Source organism: Geobacillus sp. LYN3, assembly GCF_003064505.1.
In the GTDB taxonomy this organism is placed as follows: Bacteria; Bacillota; Bacilli; order Bacillales; family Anoxybacillaceae; genus Parageobacillus_B; species Parageobacillus_B toebii.
This window is the reverse complement of record NZ_QCWL01000001.1, coordinates 2,104,031-2,125,868: the sequence shown is the minus strand read 5'-3', so window position 1 is coordinate 2,125,868 and position 21,838 is coordinate 2,104,031. Positions and strand designations below refer to the sequence as shown.

18 protein-coding genes and 3 pseudogenes are annotated in these 21,838 nt (G+C 45.0%); 15 read left to right on the top strand and 6 right to left on the bottom strand.

Annotated elements, in window-relative coordinates; all coding sequences use genetic code 11:
- Window positions 1-259, top strand: a 259-nt coding sequence (locus DCC82_RS18225) for a transposase (protein WP_353652433.1), incomplete at its 5' end; no start/stop codon positions are given.
- A 167-nt stretch (window positions 260-426) separates the two neighbouring features.
- On the opposite strand, the gene DCC82_RS11040 is transcribed toward DCC82_RS18225, so the two are convergent.
- From DCC82_RS11040 to gabT, 3 genes are read right to left on the bottom strand one after another with little or no spacing between them, the layout of a single operon-like run.
- Window positions 427-1,833 carry an APC family permease gene (locus tag DCC82_RS11040; RefSeq protein ID WP_097354604.1) on the bottom strand — a complete coding sequence of 469 codons (1,407 nt, stop codon included), beginning with the start codon at window positions 1,831-1,833 and terminating at the stop codon, window positions 427-429.
- Window positions 1,834-1,893: 60 nt separating this feature from the next.
- The gene (locus tag DCC82_RS11035) at window positions 1,894-3,357 is read right to left on the bottom strand and encodes an aldehyde dehydrogenase family protein (RefSeq protein WP_097354603.1); all 1,464 of its coding nucleotides are present in this window, start codon (window positions 3,355-3,357) and stop codon (window positions 1,894-1,896) included.
- Complete coding sequence (gene gabT, locus DCC82_RS11030; RefSeq protein ID WP_187252176.1) at window positions 3,354-4,691, bottom strand: 4-aminobutyrate--2-oxoglutarate transaminase; 1,338 nt, start codon at window positions 4,689-4,691, stop codon at window positions 3,354-3,356. Before gabT ends, DCC82_RS11035 begins: the two co-directional genes overlap by 4 nt.
- 482 nt (window positions 4,692-5,173) lie before the next feature.
- Between gabT and DCC82_RS11025 the strand changes: the two genes are divergently transcribed.
- Together DCC82_RS11025 and DCC82_RS11020 are read left to right on the top strand one after the other, a co-directional pair.
- A complete protein-coding gene (locus tag DCC82_RS11025; RefSeq protein ID WP_089097762.1) occupies window positions 5,174-6,349 on the top strand; it encodes a CaiB/BaiF CoA transferase family protein in 1,176 nt (391 codons plus the stop codon).
- A 3-nt stretch (window positions 6,350-6,352) separates the two neighbouring features.
- Window positions 6,353-7,558 (top strand): acyl-CoA dehydrogenase family protein, encoded by a 1,206-nt coding sequence (locus DCC82_RS11020; protein ID WP_187252159.1) that lies wholly within the window; start codon window positions 6,353-6,355, stop codon window positions 7,556-7,558.
- A gap of 123 nt (window positions 7,559-7,681) precedes the next feature.
- Here DCC82_RS11020 and DCC82_RS11015 read toward each other — a convergent pair whose 3' ends face one another.
- The gene (locus DCC82_RS11015; protein WP_089097761.1) at window positions 7,682-8,008 is read right to left on the bottom strand and encodes a DUF3870 domain-containing protein; all 327 of its coding nucleotides are present in this window, start codon (window positions 8,006-8,008) and stop codon (window positions 7,682-7,684) included.
- 193 nt (window positions 8,009-8,201) lie between these two features.
- Between DCC82_RS11015 and DCC82_RS11010 the strand changes: the two are divergent.
- From DCC82_RS11010 to thiE, 11 genes and pseudogenes are all read left to right on the top strand, one after another.
- A pseudogene (locus tag DCC82_RS11010) lies at window positions 8,202-8,765 on the top strand (NAD-dependent protein deacylase); the annotation flags it as partial.
- Window positions 8,766-8,843: 78 nt separating this feature from the next.
- Window positions 8,844-9,167 carry a hypothetical protein gene (locus tag DCC82_RS11005; protein ID WP_108430355.1) on the top strand — a complete coding sequence of 108 codons (324 nt, stop codon included), beginning with the start codon at window positions 8,844-8,846 and terminating at the stop codon, window positions 9,165-9,167.
- A gap of 83 nt (window positions 9,168-9,250) precedes the next feature.
- A pseudogene (locus DCC82_RS11000) lies at window positions 9,251-9,520 on the top strand (transposase); the annotation flags it as partial.
- 73 nt (window positions 9,521-9,593) lie between these two features.
- Complete coding sequence (locus tag DCC82_RS10995; protein ID WP_108430354.1) at window positions 9,594-10,448, top strand: GNAT family N-acetyltransferase; 855 nt, start codon at window positions 9,594-9,596, stop codon at window positions 10,446-10,448.
- Entirely contained in the window at window positions 10,445-11,113 is a 669-nt protein-coding gene (locus DCC82_RS10990) for an HAD-IA family hydrolase (RefSeq protein WP_108430353.1), read from the top strand. The genes DCC82_RS10995 and DCC82_RS10990 overlap by 4 nt, the downstream gene beginning before the upstream one ends.
- A gap of 237 nt (window positions 11,114-11,350) precedes the next feature.
- On the top strand, window positions 11,351-13,033 hold the full coding sequence (locus DCC82_RS10985; protein ID WP_108430352.1) for a long-chain fatty acid--CoA ligase: 1,683 nt from the start codon (window positions 11,351-11,353) through the stop codon (window positions 13,031-13,033).
- A gap of 150 nt (window positions 13,034-13,183) precedes the next feature.
- Window positions 13,184-14,851 carry a DUF6044 family protein gene (locus DCC82_RS10980; RefSeq protein ID WP_108430429.1) on the top strand — a complete coding sequence of 556 codons (1,668 nt, stop codon included), beginning with the start codon at window positions 13,184-13,186 and terminating at the stop codon, window positions 14,849-14,851.
- 12 nt (window positions 14,852-14,863) lie between these two features.
- The gene (locus DCC82_RS10975) at window positions 14,864-15,895 is read left to right on the top strand and encodes a glycosyltransferase family 2 protein (protein ID WP_108430351.1); all 1,032 of its coding nucleotides are present in this window, start codon (window positions 14,864-14,866) and stop codon (window positions 15,893-15,895) included.
- Window positions 15,896-16,395: 500 nt separating this feature from the next.
- Entirely contained in the window at window positions 16,396-17,205 is an 810-nt protein-coding gene (gene thiM / locus DCC82_RS10970; RefSeq protein ID WP_097354600.1) for a hydroxyethylthiazole kinase, read from the top strand.
- A 14-nt stretch (window positions 17,206-17,219) separates the two neighbouring features.
- Window positions 17,220-18,023 carry a bifunctional hydroxymethylpyrimidine kinase/phosphomethylpyrimidine kinase gene (gene thiD / locus DCC82_RS10965; protein ID WP_097354950.1) on the top strand — a complete coding sequence of 268 codons (804 nt, stop codon included), beginning with the start codon at window positions 17,220-17,222 and terminating at the stop codon, window positions 18,021-18,023.
- An 11-nt stretch (window positions 18,024-18,034) separates the two neighbouring features.
- The gene (thiE, locus tag DCC82_RS10960) at window positions 18,035-18,694 is read left to right on the top strand and encodes a thiamine phosphate synthase (RefSeq protein ID WP_062677350.1); all 660 of its coding nucleotides are present in this window, start codon (window positions 18,035-18,037) and stop codon (window positions 18,692-18,694) included.
- A 208-nt stretch (window positions 18,695-18,902) separates the two neighbouring features.
- Here thiE and DCC82_RS10955 read toward each other — a convergent pair.
- Together DCC82_RS10955 and DCC82_RS10945 are read right to left on the bottom strand one after the other, a co-directional pair.
- Window positions 18,903-19,241 (bottom strand): annotated as a pseudogene (locus tag DCC82_RS10955) (transposase); the annotation flags it as partial.
- Between the two features lie 356 nt (window positions 19,242-19,597).
- Window positions 19,598-20,635 carry a YeiH family protein gene (locus DCC82_RS10945; protein ID WP_062678966.1) on the bottom strand — a complete coding sequence of 346 codons (1,038 nt, stop codon included), beginning with the start codon at window positions 20,633-20,635 and terminating at the stop codon, window positions 19,598-19,600.
- Between the two features lie 127 nt (window positions 20,636-20,762).
- Between DCC82_RS10945 and DCC82_RS10940 the strand changes: the two genes are divergently transcribed.
- Window positions 20,763-21,818, top strand: coding sequence for an IS630-like element ISBs2 family transposase (locus tag DCC82_RS10940; RefSeq protein ID WP_108430350.1), 1,056 nt, complete (start codon window positions 20,763-20,765; stop codon window positions 21,816-21,818).
- The last annotated feature ends 20 nt before the right edge of the window (window positions 21,819-21,838 follow it).

Genomic DNA, 21,838 nt, shown 5'->3' with positions numbered 1-21,838 from the left:
CTTGCAAAAAAGGCTGTACGAAGAATACCAAATGGCGCTTTGGACTCCGTCTCGAAAAAACCAGAAACATCGCCCGTCCGAGGCATGGGAGAAGTGGATCCAACAAAAACGCAAAGTGATCGAGACGGTGTTCTCGGTTCTGGTTGACCAATATCGGATCACAGAGATTCGAGCGAATTCCATGATCGGATTTGAAGTAGCGCTCGACGGCATATTGTTAGCCTATTCGCTGGTCACACTAGGGCTAGTTGAGTTCTAACGCTCAACTAGCACCACGGGTATTCATAAATAAAAGCAACAAAAAAGGGATTCCTTCATCAGAAATCCCTCTTTTTTACATAAAATTGCACTCTTCTTTTAGTCTTCATTTCCAACTAGATGAATGCTAGAAAAGACTGTCGCAATGGTGACCAGGTATTTCATCCATTATAATTCTTCTGCTTCTTGAACTTTTGCCGTCCACTGTCCACTCTTTTTCATTCTATTGATTCTTATAAGAAAAACAATACCGATCACCCACCAACCGAGAAAAATAGCCCATTCGTAAGGCCAGACAAGCTGTGAAGGCATTCCCGGCATATAAAGAAGAATAAAACCGATTGTAAAAGCAAGAGCGATCCAGCCGACAATTGGAAGTCGTCCCGCTTGAAACGGCCGAGGCATATCAGGTTCTTTTTTCCGTAAGACAATAAAGGCCCAAGCAACCATAAAATATGCAATTGTTATTGTTAACCCACCTGCATCGACAAGCCAGACAAGCATTGGTCTTCCAAGAAACGGGGCAAATGTTGATAAAATTCCAATAAACCAGATTGAATTAGATGGTGTTTTATATTTCGGGTGAATGTAAGCAAACCAACGAGGGAGAACGTTTTCTTTTGCCATCGCATAAAGGATGCGGCTACCACCGATGATAAAGGCATTCCAACTAGTTAAAATCCCAGCAAGCCCCCCGATGATGAGCACCTTCGCAAAGAAAGGATTTCCAAAAGCAGCAGACATTGCATCGGCAGTTGGCAGTGAAGAATTCACTATTTCATTTAAAGGAAGCACATAGGAGACACCAAAAATGACAGCCACATAAAACAAAACGGCAAGCACAACGGATAAAATAAGGATTCTTCCAATCGATTTAAACGGAATATTCATCTCATCAGCCGCCTGAGGAACGACATCAAAACCGACAAACATAAACGGAGTCATCAGCATCACAGAAAATAATCCAGCCCAACCATCTTTAAAAAATGGCTTTAGAAGCATGGTTTCTCCGTTTGCTAACGAGCCTCCTAAAAGCAACATTCCGACAAGAAAAATAGCGATCGTTAACAACGTCTGAAAGAAAGCAGCTTCTTTAATCCCCCTATAGTTAATGGCTGTAATGAACAATGATCCAACGACTCCGATCAAAACCCAAGATGCATACACATCCCATCCAGCAACTGTCCAAAGATAACCGAATTTAAAGTTTGGAAATAAATATTCAATAACCGTTGGTAACGCCACAGCCTCAAAAGCAACCACGGAAATGTATCCTAGAGCAATAGCCCATGCCGCAATGAATGCAGCTTTCGGGCCAAGCGCTCTAAGAACAAAATAAAGACCACCACCGGCTTTCGGAATTGCAGAAGACAGCTCAGCATATGTTAATCCTACGAATGTGACAAGCACTCCGCCAATGAGAAAAGCAATAATCGCTCCGATCGAACCTGCACTTATAATCCATTCTCCTGATAAAACGACCCAGCCCCATCCAATCATAGCACCAAAAGCAAGAAACAACACATCAATTCTTGTCAATACTCGGTTAAACTGTTGGTCTGTTTTTTTCTCCATCTATTCCTCTCCCTTCATTTAATTTTTTATATGTGTTTTCCGAACTTCCCTTAGAAATCTTTATCCTTTGAACGGCTGGGGACGAATGGCAACCGTTTTATACGTTGTAAAAAACTCTACTGCAGCCTGTCCCTGCTCCCGTGTCCCTGAACTGGATTGTTTCATGCCGCCAAATGGGGCTTGCGGTTCAGCACCGCCCGTTTCTCCATTCACTTGAACCATGCCAGCTTCAATTCGATCGACGAAATAAAGAGCTTTGGACAGGTCGTTTGTAAACAGGGATGCGCTCAGTCCATAAATTGTATCGTTTGCCATGGAAATCGCTTCATCCAAGGAAGCGGTTTCAATAATAGACAAAACGGGTCCAAAAATTTCTTCTCTTGCGATGATGGCCGTGTTTGACACATGATCAAACACCGTTGGTTCAATATACCAACCATTTAGGTGCGGGCATGCTTTCCCTCCTGTGATCAGTCGGCCTTCCCGTTTCCCGATTTCGATATAACGAAGAATGGTCTCATATTGATTTTTGGAAACAACTGGTCCCATCGTGACATTCGGATCCATCCCATCTCCAACGCGAATGCGCTGAACTTCTTGAACGACCTTTTCTCTGAATGCTGATATCACTTCTTTTTCCACGAAAACGCGGCTTGTAGCTGTGCAGCGTTGACCGGTCTGCTTCATAGCCCCTTCCACGACAAGACGTGCAGCGAAATCCAGATCCGCATCTTTTAAAACAATAGCGGGATTTTTTCCGCCTAGTTCAAGCTGATATTTCGCCCCGCGCGCTGCAGCCTTTTTCGCAATTTCGCATCCAATCGCATTCGACCCCGTAAACGTGATAGCATCTACTTTCTCGTGCTGCACAAGGGCATCGCCAATTCGGCTTCCTCGACCGATGACGAGATTAACGGTTCCAGGCGGAAATTGGGCTTCTTCGAAAATTTCGACTATGCGAGCGCCCGTTGCACTTGCTTCAAGCGCCGGTTTAAAAACGACCGTATTCCCGTATGCAAGAGCTGGAGCCATTTTCCAAACTGGAATGGCCAATGGAAAATTCCAAGGAGCAATGACAGCTACTACGCCGACAGGCACCCGTTTGCTAAAAAATAGATTAGATGGATCGGAAGAAGGGAGCACTTCTCCCAATTTCCGAAATCCTTCTCCCGCATAATAACGGAGAATCGAAGCACTCCTCTGCACTTCCGCTTTCGTTTCTGCTAAACGTTTGCCCATTTCTTTCGTCGCAATCTCCGCCAGTTCATCCGCATATTTCTCAAACAGATCAGCCGCTCTTTGAAGACATGCGGCTCTCTCAGGTCCAGACGTGAGCGCCCATTTTTGTTTGGCGGCTGCTGCAGCTTCGACAGCGAGATTCACTTCTTTCTCCGAAGAGTTTTGAACAACGGCAACCAGTTCATCGTAATTGGCCGGGTTAAAAAGTTGGATCGGTTCATCCGCTGCTGAAAGCCACCGTCCACCGATAAAATTCTTTGCCTCTCTCACGATCGTCTGCTTCATCGTGACACTCCCCTTTTTTGTACTTCCTCGAAAAGCTCCTCAAGAATCGAAAATCCTCGATCAAGCTGTTCATCTGTCATGACAAGCGGCGGTAAGAAACGAAGAACATTGCTGTAAATGCCGGCGCTGAGGAAAATCGCGCCTCGCTTCCAAGCATTTGCCACGATGTATGCCGTTTCTTCTTTGGCAGGTATTTTTTCGTTGCGATCTTGAACGAGTTCGACCGCACACATCGGCCCAAGACCGCGAACATCGCCAATGATTTCATATTTTTCCTGCATCGCTTTCAAACGAGCTTTCATCTTCTCGCCAAGTTCTTGGCTTTTTTCCACTAGATTTTCTTCTTGAATCACCTCAAGAACCGCAAGAGCTGCCGCGCAGCCGAGAGGGCTTCCGGAAAAAGTGCCGCCAAGCTGCCCGACTTCAGGTGCATCCATCATCTCAGCTTTTCCAATGACTGCACTGATCGGAACTCCTGCTCCCATTGACTTCGACATCGTCACCAGATCGGCCGCCACTCCGAAATGCTCCATCGCAAACATCTTTCCTGTACGGGCAAAACCAGTCTGAATTTCATCTGCAATCATGACAATCCCATACTCATCACAAATATCGCGAATTGCCTTCATAAAACGACGTGATGGAACGATAAATCCCCCTTCTCCTTGCACAGGTTCAACAATGATCGCAGCAACATCTTCAGGAGCTACTTCAGCGATAAAGAAATGACGAAGCCTCTTAATCAATTGGTCATCGACCTCATCAGCAGTCATGCCATCTGAACGGTAATAATAAGGAAAAGGAAGTTTATAAACTTCAGGCGCAAACGGTCCGAATCCTTTTTTGTACGGCATCACTTTGCTCGTCAGTGACATCGTAAGCAGCGTACGTCCGTGATAGCCGCCGGTAAAGGAAAGAACTGCTTGGCGTTCCGTATATTTGCGTGCGATTTTAACAGCGTTTTCCACAGCTTCTGCGCCGCTGTTTAAAAAGATTGCTTTTTTTGGAAAATCCCCTGGCACAAGGGAGTTCAGTTTCTCAGCGAGTTCGACATATGATTCATATGCGGTCACATGAAAGCATGGATGAATAAATGACTCTGCTTGCCGCTTTACGGCCTCCACCACTTTTGGGTGACAATGACCAACGTTCTGAACGCCGATCCCACCGGCAAAATCAATGTACTCCTTTCCATCAACATCGGTAATGATGGCTCCTTTTGCTTCCTTAATAAAAATCCCTGTCACGTGATACGGAGCTCTCGAAACCGCCTTCAATCTTCTTTCCATCCATTTTTCAGATTGTGATGCAGAATACGTATGTGACATTGACATAAAAACTCCCTCCTTAAAAATGATTAAAATAGAAAAAGGCCAGCTTAATCATCGAAAATAATGATTAAACTGGCCGGTATCTATTGTGCCTCTCGCCTGCAGGGCGAGTAGAATAGATTCCACAGTTTTTCTATATATGCTATTTTCAGTTGCTTCTATTGTAAACGAGATATACGGTTATTGTCAAATTATTTTTAATATTTTAATTTTACAAAAAATATTTACAATAGAACAGCCTTCCCTTATAATAAAAAGCAAAAGTAACCGTCTCTTCAGTCGGTTTTAACAGCCGACAATATGCGAGCGGTCGATTGAAACAAAAACTTCATAATTGTTTTTTCTTAAAGAACTGTTTCGATCCGACAGCCGTTTCTTTGCCGAAGCGCTCTCTCGGATCGTTAAGCCGGTTCCTTTCCTAATCGTTAAGCTGTCAAGGAAGGAATCGGCTTTTTTATTTGCTTGCTGAAACAGGAGGTGAATGCATGACAGGAGCACTGGACGGAATTCGCATTCTCGACATGACTCGAGTTCTCGCCGGTCCTTACTCGACGATGATTCTTGGCGATCTTGGAGCAGACGTTATTAAAGTCGAAGCGCCTGGCGGATCGGATGACACCCGTTTTTGGGGACCGCCATTTCAAAACGGTGTCAGCGCCTATTACATCTCGGCCAATCGAAACAAACGAAGCATCACTGTCAACTTAAAGACAGAAGAAGGAAAGGAAGTGATCCGCCGTCTTGCCAAAACAGTAGACGTCGTCATTCACAATTTCAAAACGGGGACGATGGAAAAGCTTGGTCTTGATTATAACGCTCTTTCTTCACTCAATCCGCAACTCATCTACTGCTCCATTACCGGATTTGGTGAAACGGGCCCTTATCGTCATCTACCGGGCTATGACTACATCATTCAAGCGATGAGCGGATGGATGAGCATTACAGGCACAGAATCTTCCGGACCGCTGAAAGTGGGGGTCGCCATCACGGATGTATTTACCGGCCTATACGCTGCCATTGCTGTACAGGCTGCCTTACTCGCCAGGGAGAAAACAGGCCGCGGACAAAAAATTGACCTTTCCTTGTTCGACTCAGCGATCAGCACACTCGTAAACGTAGCTTCAAACTACTTAATGTCAGGAGAGGTTCCAAAGCGTCTCGGAAACGACCATCCAAACATCGTCCCGTACTCTACGTATGAAGCAAGCGACGGCTTGCTTGTCATAGCTGTAGGCAATGATCGACAGTTTCAGTCGCTTTGCGAGCTTCTTTCCGATCCAACGATTGGAAAAGATCCGCGCTTTCAAACGAATCCTGGCCGTGTTGCCTACCGTGATGAACTGAACCAGCGCCTAAATGAAGAAATCAAAAAGAGGACAAAGGCGGAATGGCAACAGCTTCTTGCAGAGAAGGGCGTCCCATGCGGACCAGTCAACACGCTTGATCAGCTTTTTCAAGATCCTCAAACGCTTGCAAGAGAAATGGTTGTAACCATGGAGCACCCAAAAGTCGGAACATTGAAACTTGTTGGGAGTCCGCTGAAAATGTCAGATACGAAAGTTTCTTATCGGATCCCGCCTCCTCTTGCCGGGGAACACAACGATGAAATTCTAAAAGAAATTGGCTTGATTTCAACATTTACTAATGAAATGGAGGAATAACGAATGATGAATTTCGATTTTACGCCAGAACAAGAAATGCTCCGAAGCACCGTCCGAAAATTTGTGGACAAAGAAATTATGCCTTACATTAAAGAATGGGATGAACGCGGTTATTTTGACCCGAATATTATGAAACGGCTAGCTGAATTAAATCTCATGGGAGTTTGCATTCCTGAAGAGTACGGCGGTGCCGGCATGGATTATAACTCCCTTGCGATCGTCTGCGAAGAACTCGAAAGAGGAGATACTGCCTTTCGCACGGCCGTTTCCGTCCATATCGGATTGAACAGCCTAACTCTGTTGCAATGGGGAACGGAGGAACAAAAACAAAAATATCTCGTTCCGCAAGCGAAAGGAGAAAAAATTGGCGCATTCGGTTTGACTGAACCCGGCGCCGGATCTGACGTTGCCGCCATTTCCACAACTGCGGTTCGCGATGGAGATTACTATATTTTGAACGGACAGAAAACGTGGATTTCTCTCTGTGATATCGCTGACCATTTTATCGTTTTTGCCTATACAGACAAATCCAAAAAGCACCACGGCATTTCTGCCTTCATCGTTGAACGGACGATGCCGGGATTCTCTTCGAAAGCAATTAAAGGAAAGCTTGGCATTCGCGCTGGAAACACTGGGGAATTGTTCTTTGACAACGTCCGTGTACCAAAGGAAAACCTTCTTGGGCACGAAGGTGAAGGATTTAAAATTGCCATGTCCGCTCTTGATAATGGCCGCTTTACCGTAGCGGCAGGAGCCGTTGGCTTAATTATGGCCTGCCTAGAAGCAAGCGTAAAATACTGCCATGAACGGAAGACATTTGGCAAAGAAATCGGCCGCCACCAACTCGTCCAGCAAATGATTGCCAATATGGAAGCTGGGCTTCAGATAAGCCGACTTCTGGTCTACAAAGCAGGCTATCTGAAAAATCAAGGGAAACGAAACACCCGGGAAACATCGCTGGCTAAGTGGATTGCATGCGATTTCGCCAACAAAGCAGCTGATGACGCAGTACAAATTCACGGGGCATACGGTTACTCAAACGAATATCCGGTTGAACGCTATCTCCGCAACTCAAAAGCACCGGTCATCTACGAAGGAACTCGAGAAATTCATACGATTATGCAAGCAGAGTATGTCCTTGGCTACCGTAAAGATAAACCGCTGCGAAAAATGCTTCCAGCGTGGAACCCTGAATCAGTCAAGTTTTAAATTTCCAACATAATCCAATCCCCGAACAGAAACGCAATCGGATCAATCCATTTGTCCGTTCCAAGCGTTTCATGTTCGGGGAATATTTTCATTAAAAAAAACGGAAAAATCCGTTTCGCCGAATTACTTCTCCATATGCGCTTTTTCTTCAATTTGGCGATACTGTTTATATAAATCTTTCAGCGCAGCCGCTAGAGCTTGATTCGCCTTTCCAAGGTATCCGTTATTCAACTGGGCAAGCGGCTCCTCAATGCCATCTTTTAAAGAGTGCCCCTTCAAAAGACGTGCAACATAATCTCGTCCATGTTCTGTGGCGAGCGTACAAGAAGCATCAATAATGACCCCATATTTTTTATCAATCTCAGCTGTAATGGTAAGCGTATCAAACACACTTTTTGCTGCCATTCCTCCAGGCAATCTGGCATGTCCAGCAATAAACTGTGTGTTCATTTACCTTCATCCCCCTTATGCAGTGAATATACCGAAAATTTTTAATTATCTAACATAAACTTATACGAAAAAGAATCGTACACGTTATTTATTCTAAAAGTATTATAAAGCATTTTTTATAAGAATTTTTCAAAATCATCCGACAAATTTCGATATGGATCAAATGAATTTACGATGCGAATAAAATAATCAGCGAACAATTTTTTCTTTGAAATTAATGGGGAATTTTGAACCAAACAAAGGGCATCTATTTTTGAAAGAATTAGAAGATATGGGGAAAAACGTAACGATTTTAACGCAGAATATTGATGGATTACACCATAAAGCAGGAAACTCGAACATTATTGAATTGCACGGAACTCTTCAAACCGCTACATGCCCAAAATGCAAAACAAAATACGATTTAACATTTATTAACGCACACGATCTTCCAAGATGCCATAAAACAAACAAAAAGGGAGAAATTTGCAATTTTATTCTGAAACCGGATGTGGTGCTGTTTGGCGGTATGGTTCAACGTTTCGACGAAGCGTTAAATAAAGCTTTCAACAGCGATCTTTTTATTGCAATGGGAACAAGTCTGGAAGTATCTCCTGTTAACCAAATTCCTGTTTATTTATCTTATGAAGCTCCGAAAGTCAAAAAAGCCATTATTAATAAAACCCCAACCAAAATGGATCATTTATTCGATCTTGTGATTCATGAAGGAATAGGAGCTACCGTCACAAAAATCAATCAATACTTTCATAAAAAGTAAACAAGCAGTAGATTCATCTTTTCTAATTTTGCCGCTTCCTTTATAATGAGTATAATGAGCCATAAGGGAGGTGACAAAATGGAACAAAACACAATAGTGAAAGAAATTTTAAAAGCATTGGATCTTCATGCAACCCAACTTCGCGCACAAATGGTTGAAATCGAAACAAAGATGCAAGAGATGAATAATCGATTGGAAGCAAAGCTACAAGAGATGAATGATCGATTGGAAGCAAGAATCGACCGGCTAGAGAAGGAGATGAACGAACGATTCAACCGACTAGAAACAAAAGTAGACAACTTGCGCACCGAACTAACAGAAACGCAAGAAACGGTCGACTTTCTTTCAAGCAAAACCATTCAGCATGAGCGAAAAATCCGCGAGCTATACCGGCAGCAGTAAGCCACTTTTCATCCCCTCATCAGCTGCCTTTTCGTTTCTCTTTCCCCAGCGATGAAAATCACCCACAAAATAGGCAAGCCACCATTCATAAAAAGCTGCAAAAGAAGCCGTACGAAGAGCACCGATTCGCTTTTTGGACGCCTGTTCGAAAAAATCAGCGAATTCGCCAATCGGACGCATGGAAACAGTGGATGAAACGAAAACGCAAAGTGGTGGAAACCGTGTTTTCGATTTTAGTCGATCCGTATCGGATCACCGAGATTCGAGCGAACTCGGTTTCCGGATTTGAAACGGCATTGGATGGTATTTTACTGGCTTACTCGCTTGTTGTTCTTGGGCTAGTTGAGCGTTAAGACTCAACTAGCACCACGGGTTATAACAATAGTTTTGAAAATTCAAATAGATACATAGAGGGAGGGGAAAGCGATGCTTGAATTGCGGCGATATAGCGATTTCTCACTGTTCAAAAGGGATGTCTTGCCGTTTCTTGAGCAACATGAAGGGGAAAACAACTTGCCATTAGGTGTAATCATGAATATGAAGCCGGAACAGAAGCCGTTGTATATGGGAACAGTGAACAAAGATGGTAAGCTGGCGCTTGTCCTGTTGCAAACGCATCCGCGCCAGCTTATTTTGTCAAAATCGTTGCCATTTGCGACCGAAGAAATAGAGGAAATCGCGAAAAAGCTGTACGAAAGCTATCCGAATATACCGGGGATAATCGGCGAAAAATGGCTGGCGACGGCGCTCGCGGAAAAGATCGCCAAGCTTCAGCACCGCCGTGTCCATATTCAGATGAAACAGCGGATTTATGCACTGAAAAAAGTGAAAAGGCCTGCCTCCAAACGAGGCGTGCTGCGTCCGGCGCAAATGAGTGATATGGAAATGCTGTGCCAATGGTTTATCCGGTTTTGTGAGGATGTTAAACTCCCGACATCCGCAGAGGAAGCGGCGCAGGCGGTGCAAGGAGCGATCGCCAATCAGCAACTATACGTATGGATGATCGATGAGGAGCCGGTTTCGATGGCGCGCTGGGCCCGTCCAACGAAAACGAATGTAACGATCGGCTGGGTATATACGCCGCCGGAAAAACGAAAAAATGGATATGCTTCTGATTGTGTGGCGGCACTGACGCAGCAGCTATTAGATTCGGGATATAAAACCGCTTCCCTTTATACCGATTTAGACAACCCTACTTCGAATAAAATTTATATGGAAATCGGCTATGAGCCGGTGATGGATTCGATGCTGCTGCTGTTTGTGAAGGAGGAAACAACATGAGGGAAATTCCATTTGCCATTGTTTTCGATATGGACGGCACGCTGTTTCAAACGGAAACCGTCCTTGTTCCTGCCCTGCATAAGACGTTTGATCGGTTGCGCCGCGAAGGGCTGTGGCAAGGGGACACCCCAGTCAAGGAATATTTGCGGATTCTTGGCGTCCCAGTTTCAGAAGTATGGCGCCAATTGATGCCGGAAGCAAGCGAATCGGTGCGCGACCGAGCAGCCGCATGGTTTTTGGATGATATCATTGATGAAATCGAGCAAGGAAACGGGCGGTTATACCCAGACGTGCTCACGACGCTTTCGGCCCTTGCCGATCAAGGAATTCCGCTTTTTGTCGCAAGCAACGGGCGTCAGCGCTATCTCGCCGCGATTCGGACCGCCTTTTTGCTCGAGCGCTATTTTATCGATTTTTACAGCCTCGATCGGTTTTCTCTGATGTCGAAGTCTGCGTTAGTCAAACAGCTGTTGAATGATTACGGGATTGAAAAAGCGGTGATGGTCGGAGACCGGCGTTCCGATATTCAAGCGGCGAAGGATAATGGGATTTGGTCGATTGGATGCCGGTTTGGATTTGCCGCGGGGGAAGAGTTGGCAGAAGCGGATGTAGTGATCGAGCAGTTTCGCGAATTGGCCGCGCTCGATTGGCCACCGCTTGTTTGACAGCGTGTAATTTCCATTATTTGCGTTTTAGTGCGGCCGTCTTGTAATATAAAAAAGTGTGCCAATATTCGGTAAATTATTGAAATTATCAGTAGAACGTAGTATGATAAAAGAAAACATATTCATACTAACTAGTTGGTTAATAGATAATGTATAACAAGGAGTAATAGGAAGAATAACAGAAGCGTATTTTTTTGTAAACGCTTTCCAAATTTGTTGTTGAGGGGGGAGAGGTGAATGAATAATCGCCATTTTCCATATTGGCCAAAACGGTTGAGCAAAACGCTGACCGTGCCGGAAACGACGATCGTCGATCATTTAGAAACGACAGCGAAGCGCTACCCTCAAAAAACCGCCATCCACTACTACGGTGCCTCTTACTCTTACAAACAATTATGGGAGCAAGTCAACGCGCTTGCTGGCTACCTGCAGCAAAAACTTTCCGTCCAACCAGGCGACAGAGTTCTTTTATACATGCAAAATTCCCCGCAATTTATCATTTCCTACTACGCGATTTTACGTGCGGAAGCGATTGTTGTTCCGATTAATCCGATGAATACAACCGAAGAGCTTTCGTTCTATATTCAAGACTGCGAAACGAAAGTCGGCATCGTCGGGCAGGAATTGTTTGCTAAAGTGGAACCGTTGCTTTCGTCCACTGCGTTAGAACATGTTATTGTCGCTGCTTATTCGGATTATATCGCCGCACCTTATCCCGTTTCTCTTCCTGACGAGGTGGCATTGCCGCGGCAGGCGTATGCCAATGACCGTGTATACTATTGGACCGATTGTTTAGAGGCGAATCTTCTGCCGAAAGAATATAAAGGCCATGTCGATGATATTGCTGTGCTGCCGTATACATCGGGAACAACGGGAGTGCCAAAAGGGTGCGTTCATTCGCACCGGACGGTCAACGCCAACATTGTCAGCGCCTATCATTGGGCAAACGTGACAAGCGATACGGTTTGCCTCGTCACCTTGCCGCTCTTTCACGTTACCGGAATGGTCCACAGCATGCATCTTCCAATTTTTGCGGGAGCGGCGATGGTGATGCTCACCCGCTGGAATCGCGATAGTGCCGCGCGTTTGATTGAAATGCATCGCTGTACACATTGGGTCAATATTAGCACGATGCTTATTGACTTTTTGGCCAATCCGTCATTGTCAAAATATGATATTTCTTCTCTTGCTAGCATCGCTGGCGGGGGCGCGCCGCTTCCAGAAGCGGTCGGAGAAAAATTGTTTAAGCTGACAGGAGTGCAATACATGGAAGGATATGGGCTTTCCGAAACGATTTCGCATACCCATTTCAACCCGCCGGATCGTCCGAAATTGCAATGCTTGGGCATTCCATCGTTTGACGTCGACGCCCGCATCATTGACCCGGCTACTGGAAAAGAGCTTGGCGTCGGGGAAATCGGGGAAATCGTTGTGCACGGTCCGCAAGTGTGTAAAGGCTATTACCGCCGTGAAAAAGAAACGGAAGAAGCGTTTATTGAAATCGATGGAAAACGGTTTTTCCGCACCGGCGATATCGGCCGCATGGATGAGGAAGGATATTTCTTCATTGTCGACCGCGTCAAGCGGATGATCAACGCGTCCGGCTATAAGGTATGGCCGACCGAAGTTGAATCGTTGCTCTATAAGCATCCGGCCGTGCAACAAGCGTGCGTCATTGGTGTTCCTGATCCGCGCCGCGGCGAGACCGTGAAAGCATTTATTGTGCTTCAAGATGAGTACGTAGGCAAAATCACAGAAGAAGAAATTATGGAATGGGCGAAAACTCAAATGGCCGCCTATAAATATCCGCGCATCGTCGAATTCCGTTCGTCGCTGCCGATGACATCAAGCGGAAAATTATTGTGGCGGAAATTGCAAGAAGAAGAGTATCAAAAATTAGAAAAAGGGGCAAAAACATGAAAGTGTGTGCATAATCAGCAACACATGGCCGCTTCCAAAAAGCAAAAGCTGCTTTTTGGAGCGGCCTTTTTTCTATGATAGAAAAGATGCATATTTTTCCTTTCCCGTTAGAAAATAAAGGAAGACATTTTAAAAATGGAGGGGGATGAGGTGACGACAATAGAAAAGCAACTCCTGTTTTTTTCATTCCTTGCAATCGCCTTGTTTGTATCGCCGTATTTTCTGCTTGGCGAAGATGCGCATATGCGTGTGCATGATAATTTAGATTCCAATATTGCATGGTATAAAGTCGTCACAAAAAGCGGAGAGTTATTTGGTTCGGTTCATGCGGTCATCCCGCAAATTATTAACGGGTTGCCTCGAAATGCGTTCGGTACGGAATTTAGCGGAATCGTTTGGCTTCACGCGCTATTTCCATCCATTTACGCATATGGACTTAGTCAGGCGATTACTCGCGTGTTTGCGTTTATCGGCATGTACTTGCTGTTAAGGAAATATGTTGTTCCAGATGAAAAATGGGTATGGATTCGCATTGGAGCATCTCTTGCTTTTGCGCTGACACCGTTTTGGCCATCAGGGATGCTTAGCACGCTTGGAATGCCGCTTGCGCTGTGGGCGTTTCTGAACATCCGCGCTGGCGAGCGTTCATGGGTAAACTATCTTGTGCTTACGCTATTGCCGTTTTATTCGAGTCTCGTGCTCGGTTTCTTCTTTTTCCTTAGTGCGATGGGAATATGGTGGCTTGTCGACGTCATTCGCGGGAAAGGATGGAATTGGCGCTTTTTCTTTGCCATTGTGTACATGACTGCCATTTATTTGGCGGTGGATTACCGCCTTGTTCATTCGCTGTTATTTTCTGATGAACCGACAAGCCGTGATGAGTATTTTCATGCCCGCTTGCCGCTTTGGCGTGTCATACGTCTAATTTTTAAAAACTATATTCTTGGCCATACGCATGTGATGACGGTACACGGACTGATTATTTTGCCGGTGACGTTAGTGGCGTTGTATATCGTTTGGAAGAAAAAGTTATGGAAGCGGGAAAAGCTATTTGTATTTTTACACGTATTGAATTTTGCGCTGTCGACGTGGTACGCGTTTTGGTTTTATAAAGGCTGGGTCCCGTTAACAGAACGTTTTGATCTTCTGGATAAATTTAATTTTGCCCGCTATCACTTTTTGCGGCCGATGGTCATTTACGTGCTGTTTGCCATTTCCCTTAAAATTTTATGGCAGCAAGGCCATTCATGGAAAAAGGCATGTTTTGCAGCGCTTGCCGCTCAGTTAGTCGTTCTCACCGCTTTTAACGAGGAAATTGCGCATCGCAATAAACCGTCGTTTCGCGAGTTTTATGCGGAAAAGCAATTCCAAGAAATAAAAGAGCACATCGGACTGCCGGTTCACAAATATCGTGTCGCCAGCATCGGCATTCACCCGGCAATCGCGCAATATAACGGATTTTACACGCTCGATACGTACAACAATTTTTATCCGCTCTCTTATAAACATCAGTTCCGCCAAATCATTGCCAACGAACTCGCAAAAAACAAAAAGCTGCGCGAGTACTTCGATGAATGGGGCGGACGTTGCTATATTTTTGTCGACGAGTTAGGAAAACATTATATGTTTAACAAGAATTCAAAACGAACGATTAAACATTTACAGCTAAATACGAATGTATTTCGCGAAATGGGCGGCCGTTATATTTTCTCGGCATTGCCGATTGAAAACGCAAAACAAAATCAGCTGACGCTTGAAAAAGTGTTTCATTCCAAAGAATCGGCATGGACGATTTATTTGTACAAGGTGATACCGTAAGGAGGGGTTAACATGAACGAACCAATGCTTACGATTGTTGTGCCGTGTTATAACGAAGAGGAAGTATTGCCGGAAACGATTCGCCAGCTCCGCAATCTGCGGGAGGAGCTGATTGCCGAGCGCCTTGTTTCTCCTGAAAGCACGTTATTATTTGTCGATGACGGAAGCGGTGATGCGACATGGGACATTATTTATAAAGCAAGCTTGCGTTATCCGGAAGTAAAAGGGGTGAAACTTGCGCGCAATGCGGGGCATCAAAACGCGCTGTTAGCGGGGCTGTTTGCTGCGAAAACGCGTTCTGATTGCATCGTTTCGATCGATGCGGATTTGCAAGATGATATTTCCGTCATTCGCGATTTTGTCCAAAAGTTTCATGAAGGATATGAAATTGTGTATGGGGTGCGCAATAAGCGCGATACGGATACGTTTTTTAAACGCCATACTGCTCAATGGTTTTATAAACTGATGAGAGCAATGGGAGTGGATCTCGTTTATAACCATGCCGATTATCGGTTAATGAGCCGGCGGGCGGTAGAGGAAATCGAACGGTTCGAGGAAGTGAATTTGTTTTTGCGCGGAATTGTGCCGCTGCTAGGGTTTCGCTCCACAACCATCTATTATGATCGGAAAGAGCGGTTTGCAGGAAAAACGAAATATCCGCTCAAAAAAATGATCGCGTTTGCCCTTGATGGGATCACTTCGTTTAGCATTACGCCGATTCGCATTATTTCGCTCATTGGATTTGTTTCCTTTTTCGTCAGCTTATTGTTTGGAGTATATTTTCTTCTTTTAAAATTTACCGGCCATACGCAAACAGGCTGGACATCGCTCATTACATCCATTTGGTTTCTCGGCGGCTTGCAGCTTATTGCGTTTGGGTTGATCGGAGAATATATTGGGAAAATTTATAAAGAAACAAAACGGCGCCCCCGATACATTGTCGATCTTGATTTATTTAATTTGCCGATGCCGCAGCCGTGGCACCAATCTCCTTCACTAAGTGAAGGATCAACGATGCCGGAAATTTCAAAACACCGTTCATAATGTGATATTTTTACAAGTACAATCGGAGAAAGCCCATGCAGGGTGTAGCCCGTCTTTAGACATGGGATGAACCGATTGCTTTGACGTAGTCAAAGATGGTATACTACTCTTATAGAGAAGAAAAATCCAACGTCTTGAATCGGGCGCACAGGGCGATAAGCACCAGTGAGGTGTTTGCCCATGAAAGTCTTGTGGAATTAGAGTCAGTATCCATGCGAAGGTATGGAAGAAGCTCTATAGTACACAAGAACCCCGTGGCTTTAGCCATCGGGAGGTTCAGTTGCAATATGTGAAAAGAAGGAGTAGACTCTTTTGTGAAAAACTATATATTGTTTTGCGGGAGCTTGCGGAAGCAGGCTGAGAGTACGGCTAATTCCGCCGTTGACCGTTCGAACCTGTTGGGGTAATGCCAGCGCAGGGAAAGTGACTGTGGGATCCGTATACACTTTGCTTGCGCGCAAAGTGTTTTTTTTATTCGCAAAAAAGGGAGAGGATGGGAAATGAACAACCAGGAAGCGATAAACGCATTGCAAATGGTTAGACAAGCCAATCCGCTTGTACATAACATTACGAATGTTGTTGTAACGAATTTTACGGCAAACGGACTGCTTGCGTTAGGTGCTTCACCGGTCATGGCGTATGCGAAAGAGGAAGTTGCGGATATGGCAAAAATTGCGGGGGCGCTTGTCTTAAATATCGGAACATTAAATCCAACAGAAGTGGAAGCGATGATCATTGCCGGAAAAGCGGCAAACGAAGCTGGCGTTCCTGTTATTTTCGATCCGGTTGGCGCCGGGGCGACGCCGTATCGCACGGAGACGGCGCGAAACATTGCGAGCGCGGTCCAACTGTCTGTCATTCGCGGCAATGCGGCGGAAATCGCGAATACTATCGGCGAATCGTGGACCATTAAAGGCGTTGATGCGGGAGAAGGCAGCGGGGATGTCGTATCGCTTGCGAAAAAAGCGGCCGAGCAGCTGAAAACAGTAGTCGCCATTACAGGAAAAGAGGATGTTGTAACAGATGGAAATACGACGTATATCATTCGTAACGGACACCCGTTGTTAACGAAAGTGACCGGAACTGGCTGCTTATTGACATCTGTTATTGGCGCATTTGCGGCTGTAGAGCGGGATGTGTTAAAAGCGGCGGCGGCGGCGCTTGTCATCTATGGAGTTGCCGCGGAAATCGCTGCGAAAAATGCAGGAGACGAAGGACCGGGCAGCTTTCAAATCGCCTTTTTGGACGCGCTTTTCCGCGTAGGAGCGGATGAGATCAGCCGATACGGTCGCATTGAACGAGGAGAATGAAGGGAGAGAAAATCATGGTATATAAAGCGTTAACGATTGCTGGTTCGGACAGCGGCGGCGGTGCTGGGATTCAAGCGGATTTAAAGACATTTCAAGAATTGCGTGTATTTGGGATGTCCGCATTAACAGCGGTAACGGCGCAAAATACACTCGGCGTGCAAGGAGTATACCCATTGTCGCCGGAAGCGGTCGCGCAACAAATTGAATCCGTCGGAACCGATTTAGGAGCGGATGCGGTAAAAACCGGAATGCTGTTTAGTGCGGAAATTATTGAAGTGGTTGCTTCGAAAGTGAAACAATTCGGGTGGGAACGCCTCGTCGTCGATCCGGTCATGATTGCCAAAGGCGGTGCTCCGCTATTGCAAGAAGAGGCGGTAAGCGCATTAAAAACGCATTTGCTTCCGATTTCGATGGTGGTTACTCCGAACATTCCGGAAGCGGAAGCATTAACCGGCCATACGATTCGAACGATTGAGGACCGTAAGGAGGCGGCGAAACGTCTGCATGAACTAGGAGTGAAATACGTCGTGATCAAAGGCGGACATGACGATGATGGAGAAGAAACGGTCGATGTATTATATGACGGAAGTGAATTTTTCTATTTCACAAGCAAGCGAATCGATACAAAACATACGCATGGAACAGGATGCACGTTTGCCGCGGCGATAACGGCAGAACTCGCAAAAGGAAAAACAGTGCAAGAAGCAGTGCAGACAGCGAAATCGTTTATTCAAGCCGCCATTAGTCATGAATTAGGCATCGGCCACGGTCACGGCCCGACAAATCATTGGGCGTACCGGGAGAAACAAGCGCGGTAGGTGAGTGGAAAGTGGCCCGAATTGCAAGCGAAGTAATGAGAGAACGATTGAAAGTATATTTTATTATGGGAAGTACAAATTGTAAAAAACAGCCATTAGAAGTATTAACAGAAGCGATTGATGGCGGAATTACGCTGTTTCAATTTCGCGAAAAAGGGAGCGGTGCGCTTGTCGGTGAACAAAAATACGAGTTCGCCAAACAGCTGCAGGCTATTTGCCAAAAACGCGGCATCCCGTTTATCGTCAATGACGATGTCGAACTAGCGCTTGCGATTGATGCCGATGGGGTGCATATCGGGCAGGACGATGAAGATGCGCGTATTGTCCGTGAAAAAATCGGTGACAAAATTCTCGGAGTGTCGGCACATAATTTGAAAGAAGCGCAAGCGGCGGTCGCTGCTGGCGCCGATTATATCGGAGTAGGGCCGATTTACCCGACGAAATCGAAAGCAGATGCGAAGCAGGCGCAAGGCCCCGGGATCATTCGTCTTCTTCGCAACAATGGAATCGCTATTCCGATCGTGGGAATTGGCGGCATTACCGCGGAAAATGCCGGCGAAGTGATGAGCGCTGGCGCGGACGGCGTTTCCGTCATCAGCGCGATTGCTTCAGCGACATCTCCGTTCATGGCGGCAAAACAACTTGCTCAAACGGTGTTCAATCACGAATAAAAGATGCCACGTTGATAAGATCCCCTTATAGTAGACAGGAGTTTACTATAAGGGGATTTTTTTGTTGGGAAAATATGAAAAAACATATGATGCAAGGTTTATTGATATTGTTTGAAAGAAGGCATAGGCAACCGAATGGGACCAACCCCTTGTTATTGCGTAAAATACATTTTTTCTGTTTTTTTACACACATTTTGGGACTCAATCTAGACACCCCGTTTACCACCATTTCCATGAGTGCCAGTACCAGTGCTTGTTCGCTCCGTTGATACCGTTGGAACAGTTCCGTAGAGAACTCCCCATCTCTTGTCCGTGGAACGCGCAAGGTCAACCGTCCTACCCGGGTCGTCAGCTGGCGTGGATACGAACCGTTTCGATAGCCTTTTCGTTCTTCCGTTCGTTCATAACGGCGAGCTCCCAGCTGTTCTTCTACTTGTGCCTCGAGGATTTGATTGAGGACTTGTTCCAATAGCTTAGCTAATCCCTCATCTCTGGTGAATAACCCGTGCAAAAGTTCATCATTTAGGGTAATATGATATTGAGCCATGGTTGCATTCCTCCTTATGTTTGGTGTTTGTTTGTCCACTGTTTATTCTACCAAAGGGGAAGCAACATGGCTCTTTTTCTATTTCCCTTTTTACACAATTATATGGACTTAACTATAAGCGGCCAAGTCCTCATTATTGTGTAAAATGTTGCTTTTGGTCTAGCGAATTCAAGTCTTTGGAAATCCAAACGGCTTTTCGACGTTTCTTTTTACACAAAATCTCGGACTTAATCGAGCCAAGGCTAGACAGATGCATCTGGAATGCAGTATAAATCAAAAAAGGATACCCCAAAATCATCCTCTTTTGGGATATCCTTTTTTAAATTGTATTTAAAACTTTTCATCTTTCCGCTTAGTTAAGCAATGAAGAAAGACAAAAAAGATAATAAAACGGATGTAATGGACATGGCGATGAAAGGGCGCAAAGCTTTTGTCCGCAAATCGCGAAGACTAATATTCAAGCCGAGGCCGACCATAGCTGATGTCAAAATAAATGATGTGAAATAAGAAATGCCGTTTAATGCATTTTTTGAAATAGGAATGGCTTTTCCGAGAACGTAGCTACCAAACAAACTCGTAAGAATAAAGCCAATCAAAAACCATGGAAATTCCACTTTCGTGTCTCCTGACTCCCGGCCGGCATTTTTTCGGCTCATCCAATACATTAATATAAAACTAAGCGGAACAAGCAAAAGAACTCTTCCCAACTTCGCCAGCAAAGCAATGGCCAACGCATCCTGACCTGCCGGAGCACCAGCCAACGCAACGTGCGCAATTTCGTGCAAACTAATTCCGCTCCAAATTCCGTAATGCAAATCAGAACCGGGCAAAAATGGCCGAATAATCGTATAAGTTATAGAAAAAATAGTACCGATAAGCGCTATAATCCCTACAGATATGGCCGTGTCATCATCTTTGGTTTTTAAAATCGGAGAAACAGCAGCAATAGCAGCCGCTCCGCATACACCGGTTCCAATCCCGAGCAATAATGATAATGAAGGATTTGCTTTTAACATTTTTCCAAGCCAAACCGTCACAAAAATAGAAAAAACAATGACAGCCACATCGCGGATGAGAAGGCTTAATCCTTGATGAATCACGACATCAATATTAAGCTTTAAGCCAAATAGGATAATGGCAAATCTTAATAGACGTTTCGAGGAAAATTGAATGCCGGGCCGAATCGCTTCTGGATATCCAAAAATTTGCCGATAAACGACTGCGATCAACATCGCGCACGCGAGCGGCCCCAAACGGTCAAGCCCTGGTATTGCCGCTAGCGCAAATCCCATTGCCGCGATCGCGAAAGTAAAGGCAACGCCTCCTAGCCAAAGCCCTTTGGAACTTCCGAGGGGAGAAGGGCTTTTTAAAGAGCTTATGTTTTCATTTCCCATAGGTTACACCTCTTTTTTACTAATTTGTAATCCGAAAAGCAGAACTATATAAATTGAAATAAAGGTTTTCTCCCGTTCCACGGCGAATAAATAAATAAAAGAGAAAATAGGGGAACGGAGAGAAAATATGATGCCAAATCACAAAGACGAGATCGAAAAGTTGTCCACTGCCATGAAAGAAGCAAAAAGTAAACGAGCATATGAACGCTACCAAGCGATTTATCTTCATTTGCAGGGATATACCAAAGGAGAAATCGCAACGATTATTGGTCGATCCAAGAAAACTATTTATAACTATATTCATGCCTACGCCCAGCGCGGTCTTGATGGACTGGAGATGAAATACTCACCTGGCGCCCCACGTCGATTGACCCCTGAGCAGGAAAAAGAGCTGGCTTTGATCATTGAACATCAGCTCCCCGTAGATGTGGGATTCGAAGCAAAATATAATTGGACGCTTGCGATAATCGCTGAACTCATTCAACAAAAGTGGGGGCCAACATACACGCTTCGCGGAACAAGTGACATTCTGCATCGGTTAGGGCTAAGCTATACGAAACCGACCTATACACTAGCCAATGCCGATGAAGAGAAACAAAAAGAATTCGTCGAAATCACCTTCCCTGAAGTAAAAAAAAANAAAAAAAAACTGGTAGATGGGAACATCGCCCATGTCCTCTTTCAAGATGAGTCGATGATTCGTGATTACCAAGCGATTCAAAAAACATGGTTTGTCAAAGGAAAACAACGAATCATTCCGACGTTTGGAAAACATCAAGGGCTGAAGCTGATTGGCACGTTGAACTACGAAACAGGGGAAGTGTTTTGCATCGAAGAAGAACGCTATGACGCGGAAACATTTCTTCGATTTCTTCAACTTGTGTTAGAACGCTATCCCACAGGCAAAATAGTGATGATTTTAGATAACGCTCGAATTCACCATGCCAAACTCATTCAGCCATTTTTAAAAGAACACGAAGATCGGTTAGAGCTCGTCTTTTTGCCACCATACAGTCCGCAATTGAACTTGATTGAAGGGCTATGGAAATGGCTGAAATCAGACGTGATTTACAACGTGTTCTATTCGAGTGTGCAAGAAATTAGAAAGAATGTCCAAGCCTTTATTCAGCGAATCAACCAGAAACCAGAACAAACGATCGATCGTTTGTGTGTTCAGTTGTAAATCTTTAATTCAACTTATAT